Source organism: Arthrobacter sp. TmtSoilC79 (assembly GCF_059739405.1).
The window spans coordinates 1,015,179-1,032,646 of sequence record NZ_AP046051.1 but is presented as its reverse complement, the minus strand read 5'-3'; the positions used below and the strand labels follow the sequence as shown (position 1 = coordinate 1,032,646).

The 17,468-nt window shown below is 63.2% G+C and carries 15 protein-coding genes; 5 read left to right on the top strand and 10 right to left on the bottom strand.

The window, feature by feature from the left end:
• Positions 1 to 44: 44 nt before the first annotated feature.
• Together AC6JA3_RS04865 and AC6JA3_RS04860 are read left to right on the top strand one after the other, a co-directional pair.
• Positions 45 to 893 carry an HAD family hydrolase gene (locus AC6JA3_RS04865; RefSeq protein WP_026541318.1) on the top strand — a complete coding sequence of 283 codons (849 nt, stop codon included), beginning with the start codon at positions 45 to 47 and terminating at the stop codon, positions 891 to 893.
• Positions 894 to 1,696: 803 nt separating this feature from the next.
• Entirely contained in the window at positions 1,697 to 2,335 is a 639-nt protein-coding gene (locus AC6JA3_RS04860; RefSeq protein WP_497919929.1) for an endonuclease domain-containing protein, read from the top strand.
• Between the two features lie 396 nt (positions 2,336 to 2,731).
• Here the strand turns inward: AC6JA3_RS04860 and AC6JA3_RS04855 are convergent, their stop codons facing one another.
• From AC6JA3_RS04855 to AC6JA3_RS04810, 10 genes are all read right to left on the bottom strand, one after another.
• Positions 2,732 to 2,830 (bottom strand): 30S ribosomal protein bS22, encoded by a 99-nt coding sequence (locus tag AC6JA3_RS04855; protein WP_003792170.1) that lies wholly within the window; start codon positions 2,828 to 2,830, stop codon positions 2,732 to 2,734.
• Positions 2,831 to 2,993: 163 nt separating this feature from the next.
• Positions 2,994 to 3,206, bottom strand: coding sequence for a helix-turn-helix domain-containing protein (locus tag AC6JA3_RS04850; RefSeq protein ID WP_017199160.1), 213 nt, complete (start codon positions 3,204 to 3,206; stop codon positions 2,994 to 2,996).
• Between the two features lie 283 nt (positions 3,207 to 3,489).
• Entirely contained in the window at positions 3,490 to 4,632 is a 1,143-nt protein-coding gene (locus AC6JA3_RS04845) for a 3-deoxy-7-phosphoheptulonate synthase (RefSeq protein ID WP_026541320.1), read from the bottom strand.
• Between the two features lie 220 nt (positions 4,633 to 4,852).
• Complete coding sequence (locus AC6JA3_RS04840; protein WP_026546512.1) at positions 4,853 to 5,860, bottom strand: acetylxylan esterase; 1,008 nt, start codon at positions 5,858 to 5,860, stop codon at positions 4,853 to 4,855.
• A gap of 51 nt (positions 5,861 to 5,911) precedes the next feature.
• The gene (locus AC6JA3_RS04835; protein ID WP_043431934.1) at positions 5,912 to 6,658 is read right to left on the bottom strand and encodes a DUF1961 family protein; all 747 of its coding nucleotides are present in this window, start codon (positions 6,656 to 6,658) and stop codon (positions 5,912 to 5,914) included.
• Positions 6,655 to 7,341 carry a rhamnogalacturonan acetylesterase gene (locus tag AC6JA3_RS04830; RefSeq protein ID WP_347782717.1) on the bottom strand — a complete coding sequence of 229 codons (687 nt, stop codon included), beginning with the start codon at positions 7,339 to 7,341 and terminating at the stop codon, positions 6,655 to 6,657. The genes AC6JA3_RS04835 and AC6JA3_RS04830 overlap by 4 nt, the downstream gene beginning before the upstream one ends.
• Before the next feature lie 28 nt (positions 7,342 to 7,369).
• Positions 7,370 to 8,242 (bottom strand): carbohydrate ABC transporter permease, encoded by an 873-nt coding sequence (locus AC6JA3_RS04825; protein WP_026541323.1) that lies wholly within the window; start codon positions 8,240 to 8,242, stop codon positions 7,370 to 7,372.
• Positions 8,242 to 9,216, bottom strand: a complete 975-nt coding sequence (locus AC6JA3_RS04820) for an ABC transporter permease (protein WP_026541324.1) — start codon at positions 9,214 to 9,216, stop codon at positions 8,242 to 8,244. The genes AC6JA3_RS04825 and AC6JA3_RS04820 overlap by 1 nt, the downstream gene beginning before the upstream one ends.
• Positions 9,213 to 10,742, bottom strand: a complete 1,530-nt coding sequence (locus tag AC6JA3_RS04815; RefSeq protein WP_091549708.1) for an extracellular solute-binding protein — start codon at positions 10,740 to 10,742, stop codon at positions 9,213 to 9,215. The genes AC6JA3_RS04820 and AC6JA3_RS04815 overlap by 4 nt, the downstream gene beginning before the upstream one ends.
• Positions 10,743 to 10,967: 225 nt before the next feature.
• Positions 10,968 to 11,771 (bottom strand): YesL family protein, encoded by an 804-nt coding sequence (locus AC6JA3_RS04810; protein ID WP_347782716.1) that lies wholly within the window; start codon positions 11,769 to 11,771, stop codon positions 10,968 to 10,970.
• A gap of 339 nt (positions 11,772 to 12,110) precedes the next feature.
• Between AC6JA3_RS04810 and AC6JA3_RS04805 the strand changes: the two genes are divergently transcribed.
• The 3 genes from AC6JA3_RS04805 to AC6JA3_RS04795 are packed head-to-tail and all read left to right on the top strand — an operon-like array spanning position 12,111 to position 17,417.
• A complete protein-coding gene (locus AC6JA3_RS04805) occupies positions 12,111 to 13,478 on the top strand; it encodes a Gfo/Idh/MocA family protein (RefSeq protein WP_497919928.1) in 1,368 nt (455 codons plus the stop codon).
• Positions 13,479 to 13,512: 34 nt separating this feature from the next.
• Positions 13,513 to 14,256: a DUF6807 family protein gene (locus AC6JA3_RS04800; protein ID WP_497919927.1), complete on the top strand. Its 744-nt coding sequence runs from the start codon at positions 13,513 to 13,515 to the stop codon at positions 14,254 to 14,256.
• A complete protein-coding gene (locus tag AC6JA3_RS04795) occupies positions 14,253 to 17,417 on the top strand; it encodes a family 78 glycoside hydrolase catalytic domain (protein WP_347782714.1) in 3,165 nt (1,054 codons plus the stop codon). Before AC6JA3_RS04800 ends, AC6JA3_RS04795 begins: the two co-directional genes overlap by 4 nt.
• Positions 17,418 to 17,468: the final 51 nt, after the last annotated feature.

The following is a 17,468-nucleotide window of genomic DNA, read 5'->3' as shown; positions in this document are numbered from 1 at the left end:
GTGCGCCCCCAACGCGGTTCCCGGCGATTGACTAGACTCAAGACATGCCCGAGGAGAAGAACGCCGCCGTGGTCGCAGATGCCTTGGTGCAGAAGCACACTGTGCAGAAGGACGCCGTGCAGAAGCGCACGGGCGAAGCCGCCTTCTTCGACGTCGACAACACTTTGATGAAGGGTGCAAGCCTCTTCCACGTTGCCCGCAAAATGTACGAACGTAAGGCCTTCACACTTTCGCAAGCGGCTGGATTCGCGTGGAAGCAGTTCAAGTTCGTCATGCGGGGCGAGAACATGGAAGACGTCCACTCTGTCCGCGACTCCGCGCTTACCCTTGCTGCCGGCATCACTGTTGATGACATCAAGGCCCTGGGCGAAGAGGTCTACGACGAAATGATCGAGTCGCGGATCTGGCCGGGGACCAAGGCACTCGCGGAACAGCACCTCAGGGTTGGACGCAAGGTCTGGCTCGTCACGGCTACACCCATAGAGGTAGCCACGGTCATTTCCACCCGGCTCGGACTGACCGGCGCCCTTGGCACCGTGGGTGAAGTGGAAGACGGCATGTACACGGGAAAACTCGTGGGCGACATTCTTCACGGGCCTGCAAAGGCAGTGGCGGTCCAGATTGTGGCCGATAGGGAAGGCCTGGATCTGGATCACTGCTGGGCCTACAGCGATTCCGCCAACGATATCCCTTTGCTCACCATGGTGGGGCACCCAGTCGTGATCAACCCGGATGCAAAGCTGCGCCGGCATGCTCGTGAGAACAACTGGCCGGTGTACGACTTTCGTTCCGGCCGTCGCGCGGCAACCTTGGGGCTGAAAGCCGCAACGGTGGGCGGGGCGGTCTACGGCCTCTGGCGCGGATTTTCACGGTTCCGCGGCCCCCGCATCTGACCTTCTCTCACATCCCCTGCCCCAAACCCAAACGCTCGCTCACATCCCCCGGGCCACAACCCAAACGCTCGCTCACATCCCCCGGGCCACAACCCAAACGCTCGCTCACATCCCCCGGGCCACAACCCAAACGCTCACTCACATCCCCCGCCCCCAAACCCAAACGCTCACTCACATCCCCCGGGCCACAACCCAAACGCTCACTCACATCCCCCGGGCCACAACCCAAACGCTCACTCACATCCCCCGGGCCACAACCCAAACGCTCACTCACATCCCCCGGGCCACAACCCAAACGCTCACTCACATCCCCCGGGCCACAACCCAAACGCTCACTCACATCCCCCGGGCCACAACCCAAACGCTCGCTCACATCCCCCGGGCCACAACCCAAACGCTCGCTCACATCCCCCGGAGGCCCCAACGAGCCTGTGGATAACTTCCGATGACACAAGCGTTTCTGGGCAAGAATGCCAAGTATGCAGAATGTCATGCCTCTTCCGGCTCACCTCACCAACGCACCATTCACGCTCGAAGAAGCGAAGACGGCAGGTCTGGGGCTAAGAAACCTCTGGAACCGCACCACGGTCGATGGGGTCAGCCGTGGCATTTACCGGCCATCGGATTGGAATTTTGAGCTGTCAGCCGCCGCTAGAACGCTGTCAGCGGTAAGTCCTGGCGCTTGGATTTCCCATGTAACGGCAGCGAGGTTGCAAGGTGCGTGTCTTCCGCCGTGGTTGTCGGACTCCAATGAGCTGCACCTCAGCAAGCCGAGGCAGCTGCCATCTGTGCGGCGCAAGGGAGTGATCGGACATACTGTGGTTGCCTTTGATGACGAAATCGAGTGCGTCGAAGGCATCTGGATGAGTACTCGGTCCCGGACTTGGTTGGATCTGGCAAGGCGCCTGCCGGTCCGCGATCTCATCTGCATGGGCGACGAACTCATCCGCAGGCCCAGACCGGAATTCGAAGAACGAGACACGCCTTTCACCACCCTGGAGGCTCTTCGACAGTTGGTGGACAGACACAAGAACCTGCAGGGCGTTGTCCGCGCAAGGGAAGCTTTGGACCTGATGCGTGTCGGGGCGGATTCTGCGTCCGAGTCGTTGCTTCGCTTGGCGATGCTGGACGCCGGCATTCCCGAACCCGAGCTCCAAGTGCAGCTCCGCCCTAACGACCCGTTCTCGCCGTCTGCAGACTTGGGCTTCCGTGATCGTCGGATAGCAATACAGTACGACGGCGGTCATCACCTTGGGCGGGAACAGATGTTCAGCGATCGGAGACGCGACAAGGCGTTCGAGGCAGCGGGCTGGACCGTCCTCAAATTCGGGAAAGACGATTTGGCGGACAACTTTACGTCCGCCACTCGGCAGATTAAGGGCGCTCTACGATCAGCATGGCAGGATCCCGCGGTTGCTTCGGGCTTTTCCCCGGGGATGTGAGAGAAGGATCGGCCCAAACCCCGGGGGATGTGAGAGAAGGACCGGCCCAAACCCGGGGGGATGTGAGAGAAGGATCGGCCCAAACCCCGGGGGATGTGAGAGAAGGACCGGCCCAAACCTGGGGGGACGTGAGAGAAGGATCGGCCCAAACCCCGGGGGATGTGAGAGACCGTCTGGCCCAAACCCCGCGGACGTGAGAGAGCGTCTGGCCCAAACCCCGGGGGACGTGAGAGAAGGACCGGCCCAACCCCGGGGGACATGAGAGACCGTCCGGCCCAAACCCCGGGCGACGTGAGAGACCGTCCGGCCAACCCCAGGGGACATGAGAGAAGGTCCGGATGCAAAAATGCCCGCCACCTCGAAAGGCAGCGGGCATTCACGCTTGATGAAGTATCTCTACTTCTTATTGCGGCGCTGGTGGCGGGTCTTGCGAAGCAGCTTGCGGTGCTTCTTCTTGGCCATACGCTTGCGGCGCTTCTTAATAACTGAACCCACGAAAGTTCCTTACAAACTAGAAGTTCCTGTCTGTTGGAACAGATCCGCGGAAGCAGACAAGTACAACTGACAGATTCTTACATTGACGTAAAACGTTCCTTAACAGAGTACCGCTTCAAAGGGGCACCCTGTGACCACGGTCCGCTGGACGGACCGGGAGGCCTCAGGCGGTCTCGGATTGTCCGTCCACCACTGCACCCTTAAGGTACTGGGCGACGGCCTCTTCAGGAACCCGGAAGGAACGGCCGAACCTGACGGCGGGCATTTCCCCTGAGTGGACCAGGCGGTACACGGTCATTTTGGAAACACGCAGGACGTCGGCCACTTCGGCCACCGTCATGAAACGCGCATTCGAGAAGTTAGTCTCTGCGGACATTTCCCATATTCCTTTGCTCTCAGACAGTAGGACACCCCCAGTAGAACGGTGTGCCGATGCTGAGCCATCCAACAACCATGTGCTAGATACTCTAGAGGCTGATGGGGCCAATGTGAAAGCATTTCCGCAAAGTGGGACCACACTCCCTCCGCTTGCCCTGCCCCCACCCCTCACCCGCAGCGCCCGATTCGTGGGCTCGCTGCCGGGAGTGCCGGGCGCACGGCATGTTGCGCAGCGAAGCCACGAAACGGAGCCGGCCCAACCTACCGCCGCGCCGGGGATGCTACAGGGCAACCACCGCGCGGCGCTTCCGGGCCGAAGCCGCGAGCTGCTCCAGCACCGACGCCGTGACATCCCACTCCATGCAGGCATCCGTGACGCTCTGCCCGTATACGAGTTCCTGCTCCCCGGCCAGTTGCTTGGCGGTGTCGAGGTTCTGGGCTCCGCCTACCAGGAAGCTCTCCAACATGACGCCGGCGATGGGCGAGGTCTCCCCTGCCTCCAGCTGCGCACCGATTTCCAGGGCTACCTCTGCCTGGCGGTGGTGGCTCTTGCCGCTGTTGGCGTGGCTTGCGTCCACGATCAGGCGCGGGTTCAGCCCCTTGGAGGCGAGTTTGGCGGAAGCAGCGGCAACATCGTCCACTGAGTAGTTAGGCCCCTTGCGGCCACCGCGCAGGATGACGTGGGTGTCCGGGTTGCCGGAGGTTGCCACGAGAGCCGCGCGGCCGGCGTCGTCGATTCCCAGGAAGGCCTGCTCCGCGGCAGAGGCGCCGCAAGCGTCAATGGCCACCTGGAGGTCGCCGTCGGTGCCGTTCTTGAAGCCGATGGGCATGGACAATCCTGAGGCAAGCTGGCGGTGGATCTGGCTTTCGGTGGTGCGGGCACCAATGGCACCCCAGGACACGAGGTCAGCCATGTATTGCGGGCTGATGGGCTCGAGGAACTCGGTGGCAGTGGGCAGACCCAAAGCGGTGACCTGCTTGAGGAAGCCACGGGCGGCGCGCAGGCCCGCAGCGATGTCATGGCTGCCATCGAGGTGGGGATCGTTGATGAGGCCTTTCCAGCCAACGGTGGTGCGGGGCTTCTCGAAGTAGGTCCGCATGACGATCAGCAGGTCTTCCTTGTGCTTTTCGGCCTGGCTGACCAGCCGGCGGGCGTATTCGAGGCCGGCCTTGGGATCGTGGATGGAGCACGGGCCAACGATCACCAGCAGGCGGTCGTCAACACCGTCCATGATGGCGCGGACCTGGTCACGGCCGCGGTCGACGACGGCTGCTGAGCGGGCGTCCAGCGGCAACTCGGCGATGAGGTCCTGAGGCGCCGGAAGCGGCTCGAAGCGGGCCACCCGCAGGTTGGAGGTAGCGGGCTGATCCGGATCGGAGGCGGAATCAAGCGAGTCGGTGGGTTCTGCAGCGATGCTGGTCATGTCTGGGTCCTGTTCCGGGATGCGGAGCGGGCCCCTTTTCAGAACCCGCCGGATATGGCGAAGGGCAGAGAATGATCTCTGCCCTGTTGGCTCTGAAGGAAAGTTGGATGCGTGTCAGTTAGACGCGGGCCCCTCCAGAGCCAACGAAAAATACGCATACCAACGGTTTGTCATAGCCACACCATAACCGCGGTTCTTCAGACCGGGCAAATTGCGTCCGTCATGATGACAAAAGTTTGCGAAGGAACTCCAACTGCTTGATCCAGTGGTGTTCCTGTCCGCCTTCGTGGTTGTTGAAGCGGTATACCTCGATGTCCTTTTCGGGCGCACCGCCGGAAACCCCGTAGTTGTTGTAGCTCGCGAAAACGGTGGACGGAGGGCAGATGTCGTCCATTTGGGCAGCTGAGAAGAGTGCAGGCACGGTGGCAGCACGGCCCAGGTGCACGCCGTCGAAGTAGTTGAACACCGCCAGCATCGGCTCATATTTGTCGCGGTGACGCCCCAGGAACCCGGCAATTTCCGGGTACGGGCCGCGCGGGGTGATGTCGATCGCGCGGGGGAAATCCTGCAGGAACGGGACGTCGGGCAGCGCGGCGATCACGCCGTCGAGCCTTCCAGCCGTCAGCCCTGCGGCGGCGACCGTTATGCCGCCACCTTGGCTGACGCCTGCCAAAACTACCTTGGAAGGGTCGACGGCGGGATGGCTCTGCGCCGCTTCCACGGCACGGAACGCGTCCACGTAGACCCGGCGGAAGTAGTAGTTGTCCTGGTGGTCGGCGCCGCGGGTCATGAGCCCGGCATAATTGTTCCCGCCCGCTGACGGGTGCGGGTCCGGGGTGTCCCCTGAGACGCCGCCATACCCCTGGCCGCGGGTGTCCATGATGAAGTGGGCGTAGCCGGCTTGTGCCCAGCGGGTGTTCTGGTTGACCAGTCCACGGCCGCCGGAGTAGCCAATGTATTCCACCACGACGGGAAGCTGTTCCTCCGCCTCACGCTGTGCGGGCAAGTGCAGCCAACCCTTGATGCGGTCTCCGCCGAACCCGGAGAAGGACACGTCAAAGGTGTCGATCACGGAGAGGTAGTTGTCCACAGGTTCGAACACGGCATCGAGCGGAAGGGACCTGGCCTCGGAAATGGTGAGGTCCCAGAAGTGATCAAGGTCTGCCGGCGGAACCGCGCTTGAGGTGTAGTCGCGGAGCTGCTCAAGGGGAAGGTCAAAGAGGGGCATGTGGACATCCTACGTCATGGTTTCGTGTGCCCCGTCACAGGGGCGGGCGCGCTAAAGAGGTGCGATGGACAGGTTTCTGTAGGCGGCTTTCAGGGGTGCCATTTGGCGGATCCCGAAATATCCGCCCCCGAGCGGTTCCGGGGAGGGGTCGGTCCAGGCAAAGAGCGGCAGCCCGTTGATGGAGAAGGCCACACGCGGACCGTCTTTGACCACCTCGATGCCATAAAACCCATCGGCGTCAACGGCAGGCGGCAAAGGATCCGCCCCTTGGGCCACGAGTTCGAAGCCGGCGCTCTTGCGGAGGTTGCAGGTTCGGAAGGCCCGCTCGGAGGCATGTTTGTGCCGGAAATACGAGATGTGGAGGGCGTCGATATCTCCCGAATGGTATTGCGGATAGAAGCCGGTACGCGGAGCCAGAGCGGAAGAGAACAGGTCCTCGCCACTGTGACCCCGTGCAGCGAAGAACACCATGGCCAGGCCTGGCTCCTCCAAGGGAAGGAACTCCCAACTGATCCTGACGCGGTCCGGCAACTCCTCAGGGCACCAGAGCGTCCAATGGGCGTGGTCGCCGTGCTCGTCCGCGTCAAGGGAGCCCGACAGGACCAGAGCACTGGTGCCATCGGCACCCAAGCCGCGCCCGCCGTCGTCGGCACCCAAACCGCGCCCGCCGTCGTCGGCACCCAAGCCGCGCCCGCCGTCGTCGGCCGCTCCGAAAACCTGCGCAGAAAACTGGACCGGCCCCTCGGGGATCCAATCAGCAACGTCGGCAGGGCCCCGCAGCGGGTTCGAGTGGATCACGCACGCGCCTCCGCGTTGAGCGCCCCCGCTGTGAGGGTGGCCGACAGGCCGTAGCCGAGGGCCTCCAACTGTTCCGCCACAAAGGCTGCGATCCGCTGCGCACCTTTCTCGTGGAAGTGCGTGTTGTCCTCCAGTCCGCCGGCCCAATGCGCGTGCTCCCCTGGTGCGAAATGGCAGAAGAGTCCCTTGGAGCCTTCCTCCCCCAGTTCCTCGTAAAGCCCACGTGTCCATTCATTGAGGTCGATAACGTCCAGGCCGAGCTCCTCGGCAAGTTCCCGGACCACCGCCGGGTAGTCCCCCAAAGTGGCTTCCAGCGTGCCATCAAGCCAATGCCGGCGCTCCACGGACGTGCAGAGAATGGGAATGCCACCCTTGCTGCGGACCTCGGCCACCATCCGTCTGAGGTTGTCCCTGTAGCCGGTGCGGGCGGCCAGGTGTTCACGCTTCTGGTCGTTGTGCCCGAACTGGATCAGGACAACGTCCCCTTGGACGGTCTGGTTGATGAGCTGGTACCAAAGACCCTCCTCCCGGAACGACTCCGTAGTGGCGCCGCCCTTGGCGTAGTTGTGGACGGCAGCCCACCAGTACGTCCCGGGGGCAAGGTGCGCACCCCAGCCGCTCATCGGATATTCGTAGCTGGGGCAGGCTGCAACGGTGGAGTCGCCCGCGAGGAGGATTTTCATGGTTGTCCTTTCATGGAAACAGCAGTCCCTAGCCCTTGACCGAGCCGATCAGCATGCCCTTGGCAAAGTGCTTCTGCAGGAAGGGGTAGAAGATCAGGATGGGCAAGGTGGCCACCACGATCACGGCAAACTTGATGCCTTGCTCGGGAGGGATGTAGGACGGATCCACGTTGCCGGTGCCCAGGAGGTCCGAGGCCGCCGTGACTTGGCGCAGGTACATCTGCAGGGTCCACATGTTGTTGTCGCTGAGGTAGAGCAGGGGCGACATGAAGTCGTTCCAGATCCCCACCGCGTAGAACAGCGCGAACGTGGCCAGCACCGGTTTGGACAACGGCAGCAGGATCCGCCAAAGGATCCCGATCTCGGTGGCGCCGTCCATTTTGGCAGACTCTTCCAGCTCGGCCGGGAGTTCCTGGAAGAAGTTCTTGATGATGATCAGGCTGAACGGGTTGATGGCCGCCGGCAGGATCAACGCCCAGTAGGAGTTCAGCAGGCCAAGGTCCTTGACCAGCAGGAACGTGGGAATCATGCCGCCGGAGAAGACCATGGCGAAGACCACCAGGGACATGATCAGCTTCCGGCCGCGCAGGTTCTTCTTCGCCAACGGGTAGGCCATGGTGACTGTCAGGATGAGCTGGATCAACGTGCCTACCAGCGTCACCAGCACCGTGGTGATCAGCGCCCTGGTGAAGGCGGGGGTGGAGAAGATGTACTCATAGGCGCCAAGGGTGAACTGCTCGGGCCAGACAAAGAAGGCCCGCCGGGTGATCTCGGCCTCGTTGGCGAAGGACCCTGCAATCACGTAGATGAACGGCAACAGGGTGATGATGCCGATCAGGCTCAGGAAGACGTAGTTCGCGGCATCAAAGACCCGCCCGCCCCGGGTGTTGTGAATCTTCATTAGAACAGTCCGCTCTGGTTGAACCGCTTGGACAGCCAGTTGGTGCCAAAGATCAGCACGATTCCCACCAGGGACTTGAAGAGCCCGACGGCGGTGCTGTAGCTGTAGGCGCCTTGGGTAATGCCCACGAAGTACACGTAGGTATCAAAGACGTCTGCCACGCTGCGGTTGAGTGCGTTGGTCATGAGGTAGATCTGCTCGAAGCCGGTGTTGAGCATCTGCCCGATGGCCAGGATGAGCATGACGATGATGGTGGACCGGATGCCGGGCAAGGTGATGTGCCAGACGCGGCGGAACCTGCCGGCGCCGTCGATGATCGCTGCCTCATACTGGTCCTGGTCCACGGTGGCCAGCGCGGCGAGGAAGATGATGGTGCCCCAGCCGGTGTTCTTCCAGATTTCCTGGAGCACGATCAACGGCCGGAACCAGTTGGGATCGGACAGGATGTCCACGTTGGTCCCGAACAGGCCGTTCACGAACTGGAACAACGGTCCGATGTCCAGGGCGAAGAGCAGGAAGCTCAGTGACGCCACGATGGTCCAGGACAGGAAGTGTGGGATATAGACCAGCGTTTGGACGGTCCGCTTGAGCACCGAAAGACGGACCTCGTTAAGCAGCAACGCCAGGATGATGGTCAACGGGAACGCGATGCCCAGGTTCAGGAACGCCAGGATCAGCGTGTTGCCGAGCAGTCTCGGGAAGTCGGGGTTGGCAAAGAAGTCCGTGAAGTTGGTGAAACCCACCCAGGGACTGCCGTTGACTCCAAGGAACGGAACGTAGTCCTTGAAGGCGATGGACACCCCGTACATGGGCCCGTACCGGAAGATCGCGAAGTACAGGACTCCGGGCAACAGCAGCAGATACAGCCACTTGTAGTGCGCGAAGTGGACGGCGAACCCGCGCCGCCGCGCCGGGGCGGGCGGCTTGGCGGCCACCCGCTCCGAAGCTTTGGCTTCTACAACCGGGGCAGTCACTTCTTGTTTTCCTGCCAGAGCTTATTGATTTCTTCCTTGACCTTGTCACCGCCGCTGGTGTTCCACAGCTTGATGGCGTCCTTCAGGCCCTGCTCGTCGGTCTGCCCGGCCAGGTATTTGATGCGGGCATCGGCCACGATGTTGTCCAGCTGCGCGCCCTTGGCAACGTAGGTGGGTGAAACGAAAGCGGCTGCCGGGTTGTACACAGCGCTCTTGAGGTCCTCGGCCATGACGGATACGCGGTCATCGAAGACCTTCTGCTCGTACGCGGAGGCCTGCTTGACGGGGTAGAAGTTGTTGCCCGTAACGTTGGTGCCCAGCTGCGCGAAGCTCTTGATGTCGGTGTTGACCACCTTGCCCTCCGGGGTTTCGGGCTTGATGGTCGCGGCCAGGCCGTCCTCCACGGTGAAGTTCACGCCTTCGATGCCGTTGTTCATCAGGACGGCAACTTCCTTGCTGTTCAGCTTGTCCAGGAAGGTGAGGACGTTCTTCAGGTCCGCCTCGGTCTTGACGCTGGACTTGGGAATGGCAAGGAAGCCGGAGTAGCCGTCGGTGGGGTGGGCGTGCAGTTCGCCGTCAGGTCCCTTGAGGCTGCCGACGAAGCCCACTTTGTTTTCAAAGTCGTTCGGATTGGCTTGCTTGAAGAGGTTGATCAGCACACTGACGCGGGAGTCGACGTCGATAATGATGCCGCCCTTGCCGTTGAAGAACGGCTCGTTCCACTTGGTTCCGTCGAACGTTGCGAAATCGGGGTTGATGAGCTTCTCATCGACCATCTTCTTGACGAACCGGTTGGCTTCGAGGAACTCGTCGGTTTCGAAGCTGGGAACCAGCTTGCCGTCACGCTCGGTCCAGCGGTTTCCGGCGCCGTACCAGGTTTCGATCAGGTCATAGGGGCTGTTGGTTCCCAGCGCGCCCCACTTGGGGATGGTGATTCCGTAGGTGTCGTTCTGGCCGTTGCCATCCGGGTCCTGTTCGGTGAATGCCTTGGCAACCTTGTACAGGTCTTCGGTGGTTTCGGGCGCTTTGAGGCCCAGCTTGTCAAGCCAGTCCTGGCGGAACATCACCGCAGCGCGGATCGGGTTGCGGCCACGGTACACCCCGTAGACCTTGCCGTTGACGCTGGCGTTCTGCTGGACTTCCGGGAAGGTGGTCTTCAGGTTCGGGTAGTCCTTGAGCTTGTCCGTCAGGTCCCAGAAGGCGCCGGCTTCGGCGTTCTTCACGAAGCCGGGGGTTTTGCCCTGGACCACCAGGACGTGCGGGATCTCCGAGGACGCCAAGGTTATGTTCATCTTGTCTTCATAGGACGCGTTGGGCGTCCAGGTGATATTGACATCCTTGCCCGTGAGTTCCTCGAGCTTCTTCTGGACGGCGCCATCGGCGGTGGGCGGCTGCGCCTCCAGGAACGGCGCCATGATCTTGACGGAGGAAAGGTCCGACGCCGGCGCTTCGCCACCGCAGGCGGTCAGCGCCAGGGCTGCGGAAACTACGACGGCGGCGGCCAACGTGTGTTTTCTACGGATCATTGTCTTACCTGCTCCACTTCATCGGGGTTGGTGTCTTTCGACTCTTGGTTTGACGGCACACCGGGGAACCTTTTAAGGCTCCATATGTGCTGCCCACTTGCATCTTGATACGTTTCATTAGTACTCGCGCCAGAGGAATGGGCTACCAGCTCACTGCTTCCTTGGACATCAAGGGAACGGTGAAGGACTGGCGGTCCTCCAAAGGCGGGTCGAGGACGGTTGAGCTCAGGCAAGGCTGGCCTCCGTAGTGGGGGTTGACGTGGAAACAGGGCCGCCGGCCGCTACCGGTGTTCGGCCAGCACTTGCGGTGGCGGGCACCGGGTGGGCGGCGGGCACCGGGAGGGTGGCAAGCGTTGCGCCTGCAGCGGCGGGGGTTGACGTGGAAACACAGCCTGGCGTTGCATCGGCGTCGGCTGACATCGCTTCGTCGTTGGCAGTAAAGAAGCGGTCGCAGAGCCAGCCCGTGACGTACAACCAGGCGCCCACGCCGAAGAACGGGATCAGCCCCGGAACCGACCGACAGACGAACACGGCCGCGGCGGTCACGAACAGGAGAATCACGGTTCCAGCGAGGTGCCGCATGGCAAAACGCGAGGACATCAGGAAGTACTGCGGAAGGGACAGTTCATAGCGGGCGAACATAGGGAAGAGGTAGCAGACCGTCCCTGCAGCAAAGAGGGCGGCCAGCAGGATCCCGGCCGAAGCGATCTGCGAACCAAAATCCCAGCCCGCGGAGAAGTAGCCCCAATTCAAGGACAGCGCGACACCCACGACAATCAAGGGCAAACCCAGTGCGTTGCCCTTGGCAAAGTTCTTGAAGTACTCCCTGGCAAAGCGCCGCATCAAGGGTGCAGCATTTCCCCGCACCTTGTCACGCACCAGGACGTGGGCGGCAGCAGTACTGGGCCCGACCCCGAGGACAACTCCCCCGAGCACTGTGAAGGTCATCCACAATATGTTCAGGCAGGCAATCCACACGAGTGTGTCGAAGAGCGTATAGGCACGGAAGCCAAATCCTCCAGAGGCCATGGCGCTCCCCCTTTCTCCATCGTTGCAGAACAGGCCCCCATGACTGCCGCAAGGATTCGCCGAAGAGCTCCGGAGCAACCGTGGTCGCCAGTCAGTTGGGGTAGGCCCCAGTGGGCCATGTCACTAAAGTAAACGCTTTCCCAGCAACTTAGACGCCGGGGAGGGGTCCAGTCAAGGCGTTTCTTGAATCGTTACATTCTGACTGAAGCCGCGATACACTGGGCGGAACCCGAACTGGGAAAGCGCTTGCTAGGTATAGCCTGAACCAGCCTGAACACTTACGTAACAACCCCGACGAAGGCGTCGCCGCCCTCGTTGCAGCGCCAGCAGAGGAGAGCCATGGACACCCCTTCCATCGAGTCCATCACCAGCCCTGACCCGCACCGGGCTGCCCCGGCGCCCAAGAACGCACCTGCCCGGATTGCCTTGGTGGGAGTCCACGGTTTCGGAACACACCACCTGAACAATCTCCAACGGCTGGCCAGGATGGGAGCAGTTGACCTCGTTGCAGTGGCGGACCCCAATCCCCCGGCAGCCGGTGCCCTGCCTGAAACCACCGCTGTTCACGCCACGCTCGATGACCTGTTGGCCGGCGACCACCACCCGGACGTCATCATCGTGGCTACGCCGATTCAAACCCATGCACCGCTGGCCCTCTCCGTCCTTGCCTCCAAAGCGGACCTCTACCTCGAAAAGCCCCCGGTGGCCTCCATGGCCGATTTTCTCCGCCTCCAGGACGCGGCCGCCGCAGCTGGGCGCAGTGTCCAGATCGGATTCCAAAGCCTGGGGTCCCACGCGCTCGCCCCGCTGGCACAGTTGGCCGCCGGCGAACCATCGGAACAACTGCCCGGTATCGGCACACTCAAAAGCATTTCCGCTACGGGCCGCTGGGTGCGGGACCGCGCCTACTACAAGCGCTCGCGATGGGCCGGCAAGCGGAACCTCGACGGCGTGGACGTTGTGGATGGCGTTGCAACCAACCCCCTGGCCCACGCGATCGCCACCGCCCTCCGCATCGCCGGAGCCCGCAAGGCCGAAGACCTTGCCTTTGTGGATACGGATCTCTACCGGGCCAACGACATCGAAGCGGACGACACCTCCGTGATCCGAATGCAGACCACCAGCGGATTGCCCATAACGTGCGCCCTCACACTGTGCGCCTCCGAATCCGTGGAACCGTACGTCACACTGCACGGCACCGAAGGCACTGCTGTATTCCACTACACCGAGGATCGCGTGACCGTCCGAACCGAGGCCGGCGAGACCTCCCGGGTTTTTGGGCGTGAAGACCTCACCGGAAACCTGCTCCAGCACCTCGCGCAGGGCACCGCGTTGCTCAGCCCCTTGGACCACAGCGGCGCCTTCATGAGGGTTCTCGAAGCCATCCGCACAGCTGAAGCTCCTGCCCTGATACCCACGGAATTCGTCACGTGGGTAGGGGACGGAGACCAGGCCCACGCTGTGATCCCACAGATCGAGGACATCCTGGAACGGGCCACGTTGGCCCATGCCACGTTTTCCGAGCTCGCCCTCCCCTGGGCTCGACCTGACACAACCTCCACCGAGGCACTCTTCGCCGACGCCGCTGCCGCTGCCATTCACGTCGCCGGCTCTCCTGCCGACGCTGCCACTCCCGCCGTCGGCTCTCCCGCCGACGCTTCTCCCGCCGACACCCGCCGCCGTCCTCCGCCGCGGCACCGGCCTTGATACAGCGTTGTCGCCGCGCCCTTACCTGCATCCGGTGACCACCCGGGGTGGCATCGTGGTTACGGACCATATGGCATCCGACCATGTGTGGCACTTGGGCGCCGGTTTCGCGCTCCAGGATGTCAACGGCAGCAACTTCTGGGGCGGCCGCAGCTATCGAAGGACCGCAGGGAAGTACGTGGACCTGAACGATCACGGCAGGATCGTGGTCGAGGGCATTACCCACGGTTCGGACCAGACCACGGCCGACCTCCAGTGGCTCGGTGCCGATGGCGGACTGCTGCTCCAGGAGCGGCGCACTTTCCGTCGCTCGCTCCTTGACCACCGCACGCTCCTTGACCACCGCACGTGGCGACTGGATATCACCACGGAACTCACCGCCGTCGTTGATGTTTCGCTGGGGAGTCCGGGGTCCCATGGCGCGGCCGGCAGCGGGTATGGCGGCTTTTTCTGGCGGTTGCCTGCCAACGCAGATTCCCGCGTCTTCTCCTCCACAGCCGTCGGCGAACATGCGGTGCACGGTTCAGTGACGCCGTGGCTGGCTTGGTCCGGAGAGTTCGACGGCGGCCCTGCAACGCTGGTGTTTGGGGCACCTTCGGAATCGCCCGATCCTTGGTTTGTCCGCTGCAGCGGTTACCCGGCGGTCGGCTCCGCGCTGGCTTGGGATACCGCCGTCGAGTTGGCAGAGAACCAGTCCCTCTCCCGTTCCGTGACCGTATGGATCAGTGATGGAACGTTGGATATGGCCGGGATCGAGGATTTGGTGGCCGCCCGATGACCTCTGGCACCCCGGCTTCACCGCTGGTCGCCACGAACCTCATGGTCGAGGGCTCAACGGAATGCTTGATGGCACCGCCCTCGCCAAGCTTCGGCTGGTTGCTTGATGCGGGCCCCTCTGCGAGCGCGGGGCAATCGTTCCAAAGTGCCTATCGCATCAGGTTGATGGACCGGGCCGGGGCGGAAGTATGGGACTCCGGCACTGTGGTCGCGGACCAGCAGCACCACCTTCCCTACACGGGCCCCCAGCTGCGCCAGGACAGTGACTACCAGTGGACCGTGCAACTCACTGACTCCGAGGGCGCGTTGGGAAGCGCCAGCCAACCGGCGCGGTTCAGCACGGGAATCTTCGACCACCCGGGCATCGACTGGGCTGCGGAATGGATCCACCGAAATCCAGGCGGACGTGCTCCGATGGAACTGGTGGACGGGTCGCTGCGCGTCAGCGGATCACCCCATTTGCCCTGGCCTGTTTCTGCAGGCGGCAGCACAGTCATCACTGCCCGCTTCCGTTTGCGGCTTGGTACGGCCGGGATCATCCTCCGCAGCAACGGGCCGGGCAACGGTGTGCTGCTGGAACTCAAACCACATCGCACGGCCGTCCTCCGCATGGCACCTGACTGGGAGATCGGGGCCATGACCGCGCCGGCAACGGAGGTGCTGGCTGAAACCCCGGCCTTTGAGGCAACCCCCGTGTCGCGCGCCGGTGGTGCCATGGCCGGCGAGGACTGGCAGGACCTGGTGGTCACCGATGACGACCGGCGGATTACTGTCACCATTGACGGCACCACAGTCCTGGAGACGGACGTTGCGCCCTGCACCGGAACAGGCACCGGAACAGGCATCGCCTTCCACCAGGTACCGCGCAGCCAGTCCGAATACCTGTCCGTGAACGTCAGCAGTGACGGAAAGACCGTCCTGACCAGCGATTTTTCCGCCCCCGGCGCCCTCAGCGGTTGGAACACCGTCACTCCCCTCCGCCAGCCCGACGAATGGACTCTCGCCAAGGCCACCTTCGCCCTCAGGCGCCCCGTTGTCCGGGCCCGCCTCTACGCTGCAGCAAGCCATCACGCTGCGTTCACCCTCAACGGCACTCCCTGTCTGGAGACCACCAACTTCGGCTACCCGGGCGAACACTTCTACAACGCCGCCGACGTCACCGATGCACTGCGTTCCAGCAGCACCGCCGCCTTGACCGCCGTCGCGCATTGGTACGGACCTGGCCAGGGCCGCGCGGCGGGCAGGCCGGGGCTGCTGGCCCAGCTGACAGTGGAGTACGACGACGGCACCCGGGACGTGTTCGGATCCGGGCCACAGTGGATGGTGGCCGAGGGACCCTACCGCCAGGGCGGATACCGCAACGACGAAGGCGATCCGATCGAGCACCTCGATGCCACAGCATGGCCGGCACCGGAGAACTGGTACCCGGCGCTTTCACTCGGAGCCCACCCCGTAGCCGACTTTCCCGTGCTGAGCCCGAACTACGCCGGCGTCGCACGGAACCAGGTCTCCGCCGTCGAACTCTTCACAGCCGGGGACGGCACTCCGGTGGCGGACTTTGGAAGGGTGGTTCCGGGTAGGCCGGTGGTGGAGTTCCGCCAGGGCCATCACGGCCGGACCGTGATGCTCCGCGCGGGATATACCCTGCAACCGGATGGCCGCGTGGATAGGGGGAAAACCGCCAGCCAGAACACGGATATGACCTTCCCTTACACGCAGAAGGATGGACCCCAACGCTATGAGGCGGCTGTCCATCTCGGGTTCCGCTACCTTGAGTTTCCGGGCGTCCAGATGGAGGAGCTCGGTGCGGTGGGGGCACGGGTTTTCCACGCCGGGCACCCCTTCGAAGGCAGCTTCCATAGCTCCGATCACACCCTGAACCGGGTCTTCACCCTCCTGCGGGACTCAGCGCTGTTCGGTGCGCAGGAACAGTTCGTGGACACGCCCACCCGTGAGAAGGGCCAGTTCCTGGGCGATGCCGTGAACATCTCCTACGCCACCATGGCTTTGTTCGGTGAGCGGCATTTCACGGCCAAGGCCCTGCGGGAGTTCGCGGGATCTGCCAAGCGCTACTGGGATTCGTCCGAAGAGCGGGGGCGCTACAACGCCGTCTATCCCAACGGCGATGGCAAGCGGGACATCCCCGATTTCTCGCTCATGATGCCCGAATGGGTGGAGGATTACTACCGGCTCAGCGGGGATAACGCGCTGCTCCACGAGCTGCTTCCCTGCCTCCTGGACACGGCCGGGTACGTGCTGCGGCACATTCCCGGCAGTGGCCCCACCGCCGGGCTGGTTACCGATCTCGGGGGCGGCGCGGGTCCCTACCTGCACGGCATCGTGGACTGGCCGGCGCCGGGCCGTTTCGGGTACGACATGGACTGCGTGGCCCGCACCACCGTGAACGCCCAGGGCTGGTCAGTGCTCGACGCCGTCAGCCGGCTCTGCGCGGCAGCGGGCTTTGAGCGTGAGGCGGCCAGGCATAGGGACGCGGCGGATGAGTTGGCAGGGCATATCAACGCCCGGCTGCGCGTGGACGGGGTCATGGTGGACGGCCTGTACGCTGACGGCCGGCCAAGCCTTAACGCGTCACAACATGCGACGTCGTTCCCGTTGTCCATGGGCATCACGCCTTCCGAGCATGCGGCCAAGGACGCCGGGCGACTCGCCGGAATGGGCATGCGGCAGGGTCCCATGACCGTGCATCGACTGCTCCGTGCACTGCTTTCACAAAACCAGCTGGATGCTGTCCTGGATCTCCTGACCAATCCCACACAGCCCGGGTGGGCACGCTTGCTGGAGGCCGGAGGGTCCTTCACCTGGGAGGCCTGGGAGCTGGAGGAAGGCACTGACTACAGCCAGTCACACGCGTGGTCGGCCTCTGTGGTGCGGGAGATCCTTGAGTACCTCCTCGGTGTCCGGGTGACCGCGCCGGGGGCGTCCGCCGTCGTGATTCAACCGCCGGTGTGCCGCCTGGAACAGGCCTCCGGTAGCGTGCCCACCCAACGCGGAGCGGTTGCCGTGTCCTGGAAACGGACGGCCGACGGTATGGAGTTGGAGTGCACTGTCCCCGCGGGCATCAATGCGCAGGTGGTGCTCCCGGACCGGACCGTCGCGGCAGGTCCGGGAACGTGGCGATTCACCCCGCGGGATGGCATTTAGTGACAATGTTCCCGCCCGGAACTGTCACCAAATGCCACCTCGCGGGCGTGA

What these genes read in the sequence shown, in the direction of transcription:
- AC6JA3_RS04865 (WP_026541318.1), top strand. Translation starts at nt 45, where the DNA reads ATGCCCGAGGAGAAGAACGCCGCCGTGGTCGCAGATGCCTTGGTGCAG.
- AC6JA3_RS04850 (WP_017199160.1), bottom strand. Translation starts at nt 3,206, where the DNA reads ATGTCCGCAGAGACTAACTTCTCGAATGCGCGTTTCATGACGGTGGCC.
- AC6JA3_RS04845 (WP_026541320.1), bottom strand. Translation starts at nt 4,632, where the DNA reads ATGACCAGCATCGCTGCAGAACCCACCGACTCGCTTGATTCCGCCTCC.
- AC6JA3_RS04840 (WP_026546512.1), bottom strand. Translation starts at nt 5,860, where the DNA reads ATGCCCCTCTTTGACCTTCCCCTTGAGCAGCTCCGCGACTACACCTCA.
- AC6JA3_RS04830 (WP_347782717.1), bottom strand. Translation starts at nt 7,341, where the DNA reads ATGAAAATCCTCCTCGCGGGCGACTCCACCGTTGCAGCCTGCCCCAGC.
- AC6JA3_RS04825 (WP_026541323.1), bottom strand. Translation starts at nt 8,242, where the DNA reads ATGAAGATTCACAACACCCGGGGCGGGCGGGTCTTTGATGCCGCGAAC.
- AC6JA3_RS04815 (WP_091549708.1), bottom strand. Translation starts at nt 10,742, where the DNA reads ATGATCCGTAGAAAACACACGTTGGCCGCCGCCGTCGTAGTTTCCGCA.
- AC6JA3_RS04810 (WP_347782716.1), bottom strand. Translation starts at nt 11,771, where the DNA reads ATGGCCTCTGGAGGATTTGGCTTCCGTGCCTATACGCTCTTCGACACA.
- AC6JA3_RS04805 (WP_497919928.1), top strand. Translation starts at nt 12,111, where the DNA reads ATGGACACCCCTTCCATCGAGTCCATCACCAGCCCTGACCCGCACCGG.
- AC6JA3_RS04795 (WP_347782714.1), top strand. Translation starts at nt 14,253, where the DNA reads ATGACCTCTGGCACCCCGGCTTCACCGCTGGTCGCCACGAACCTCATG.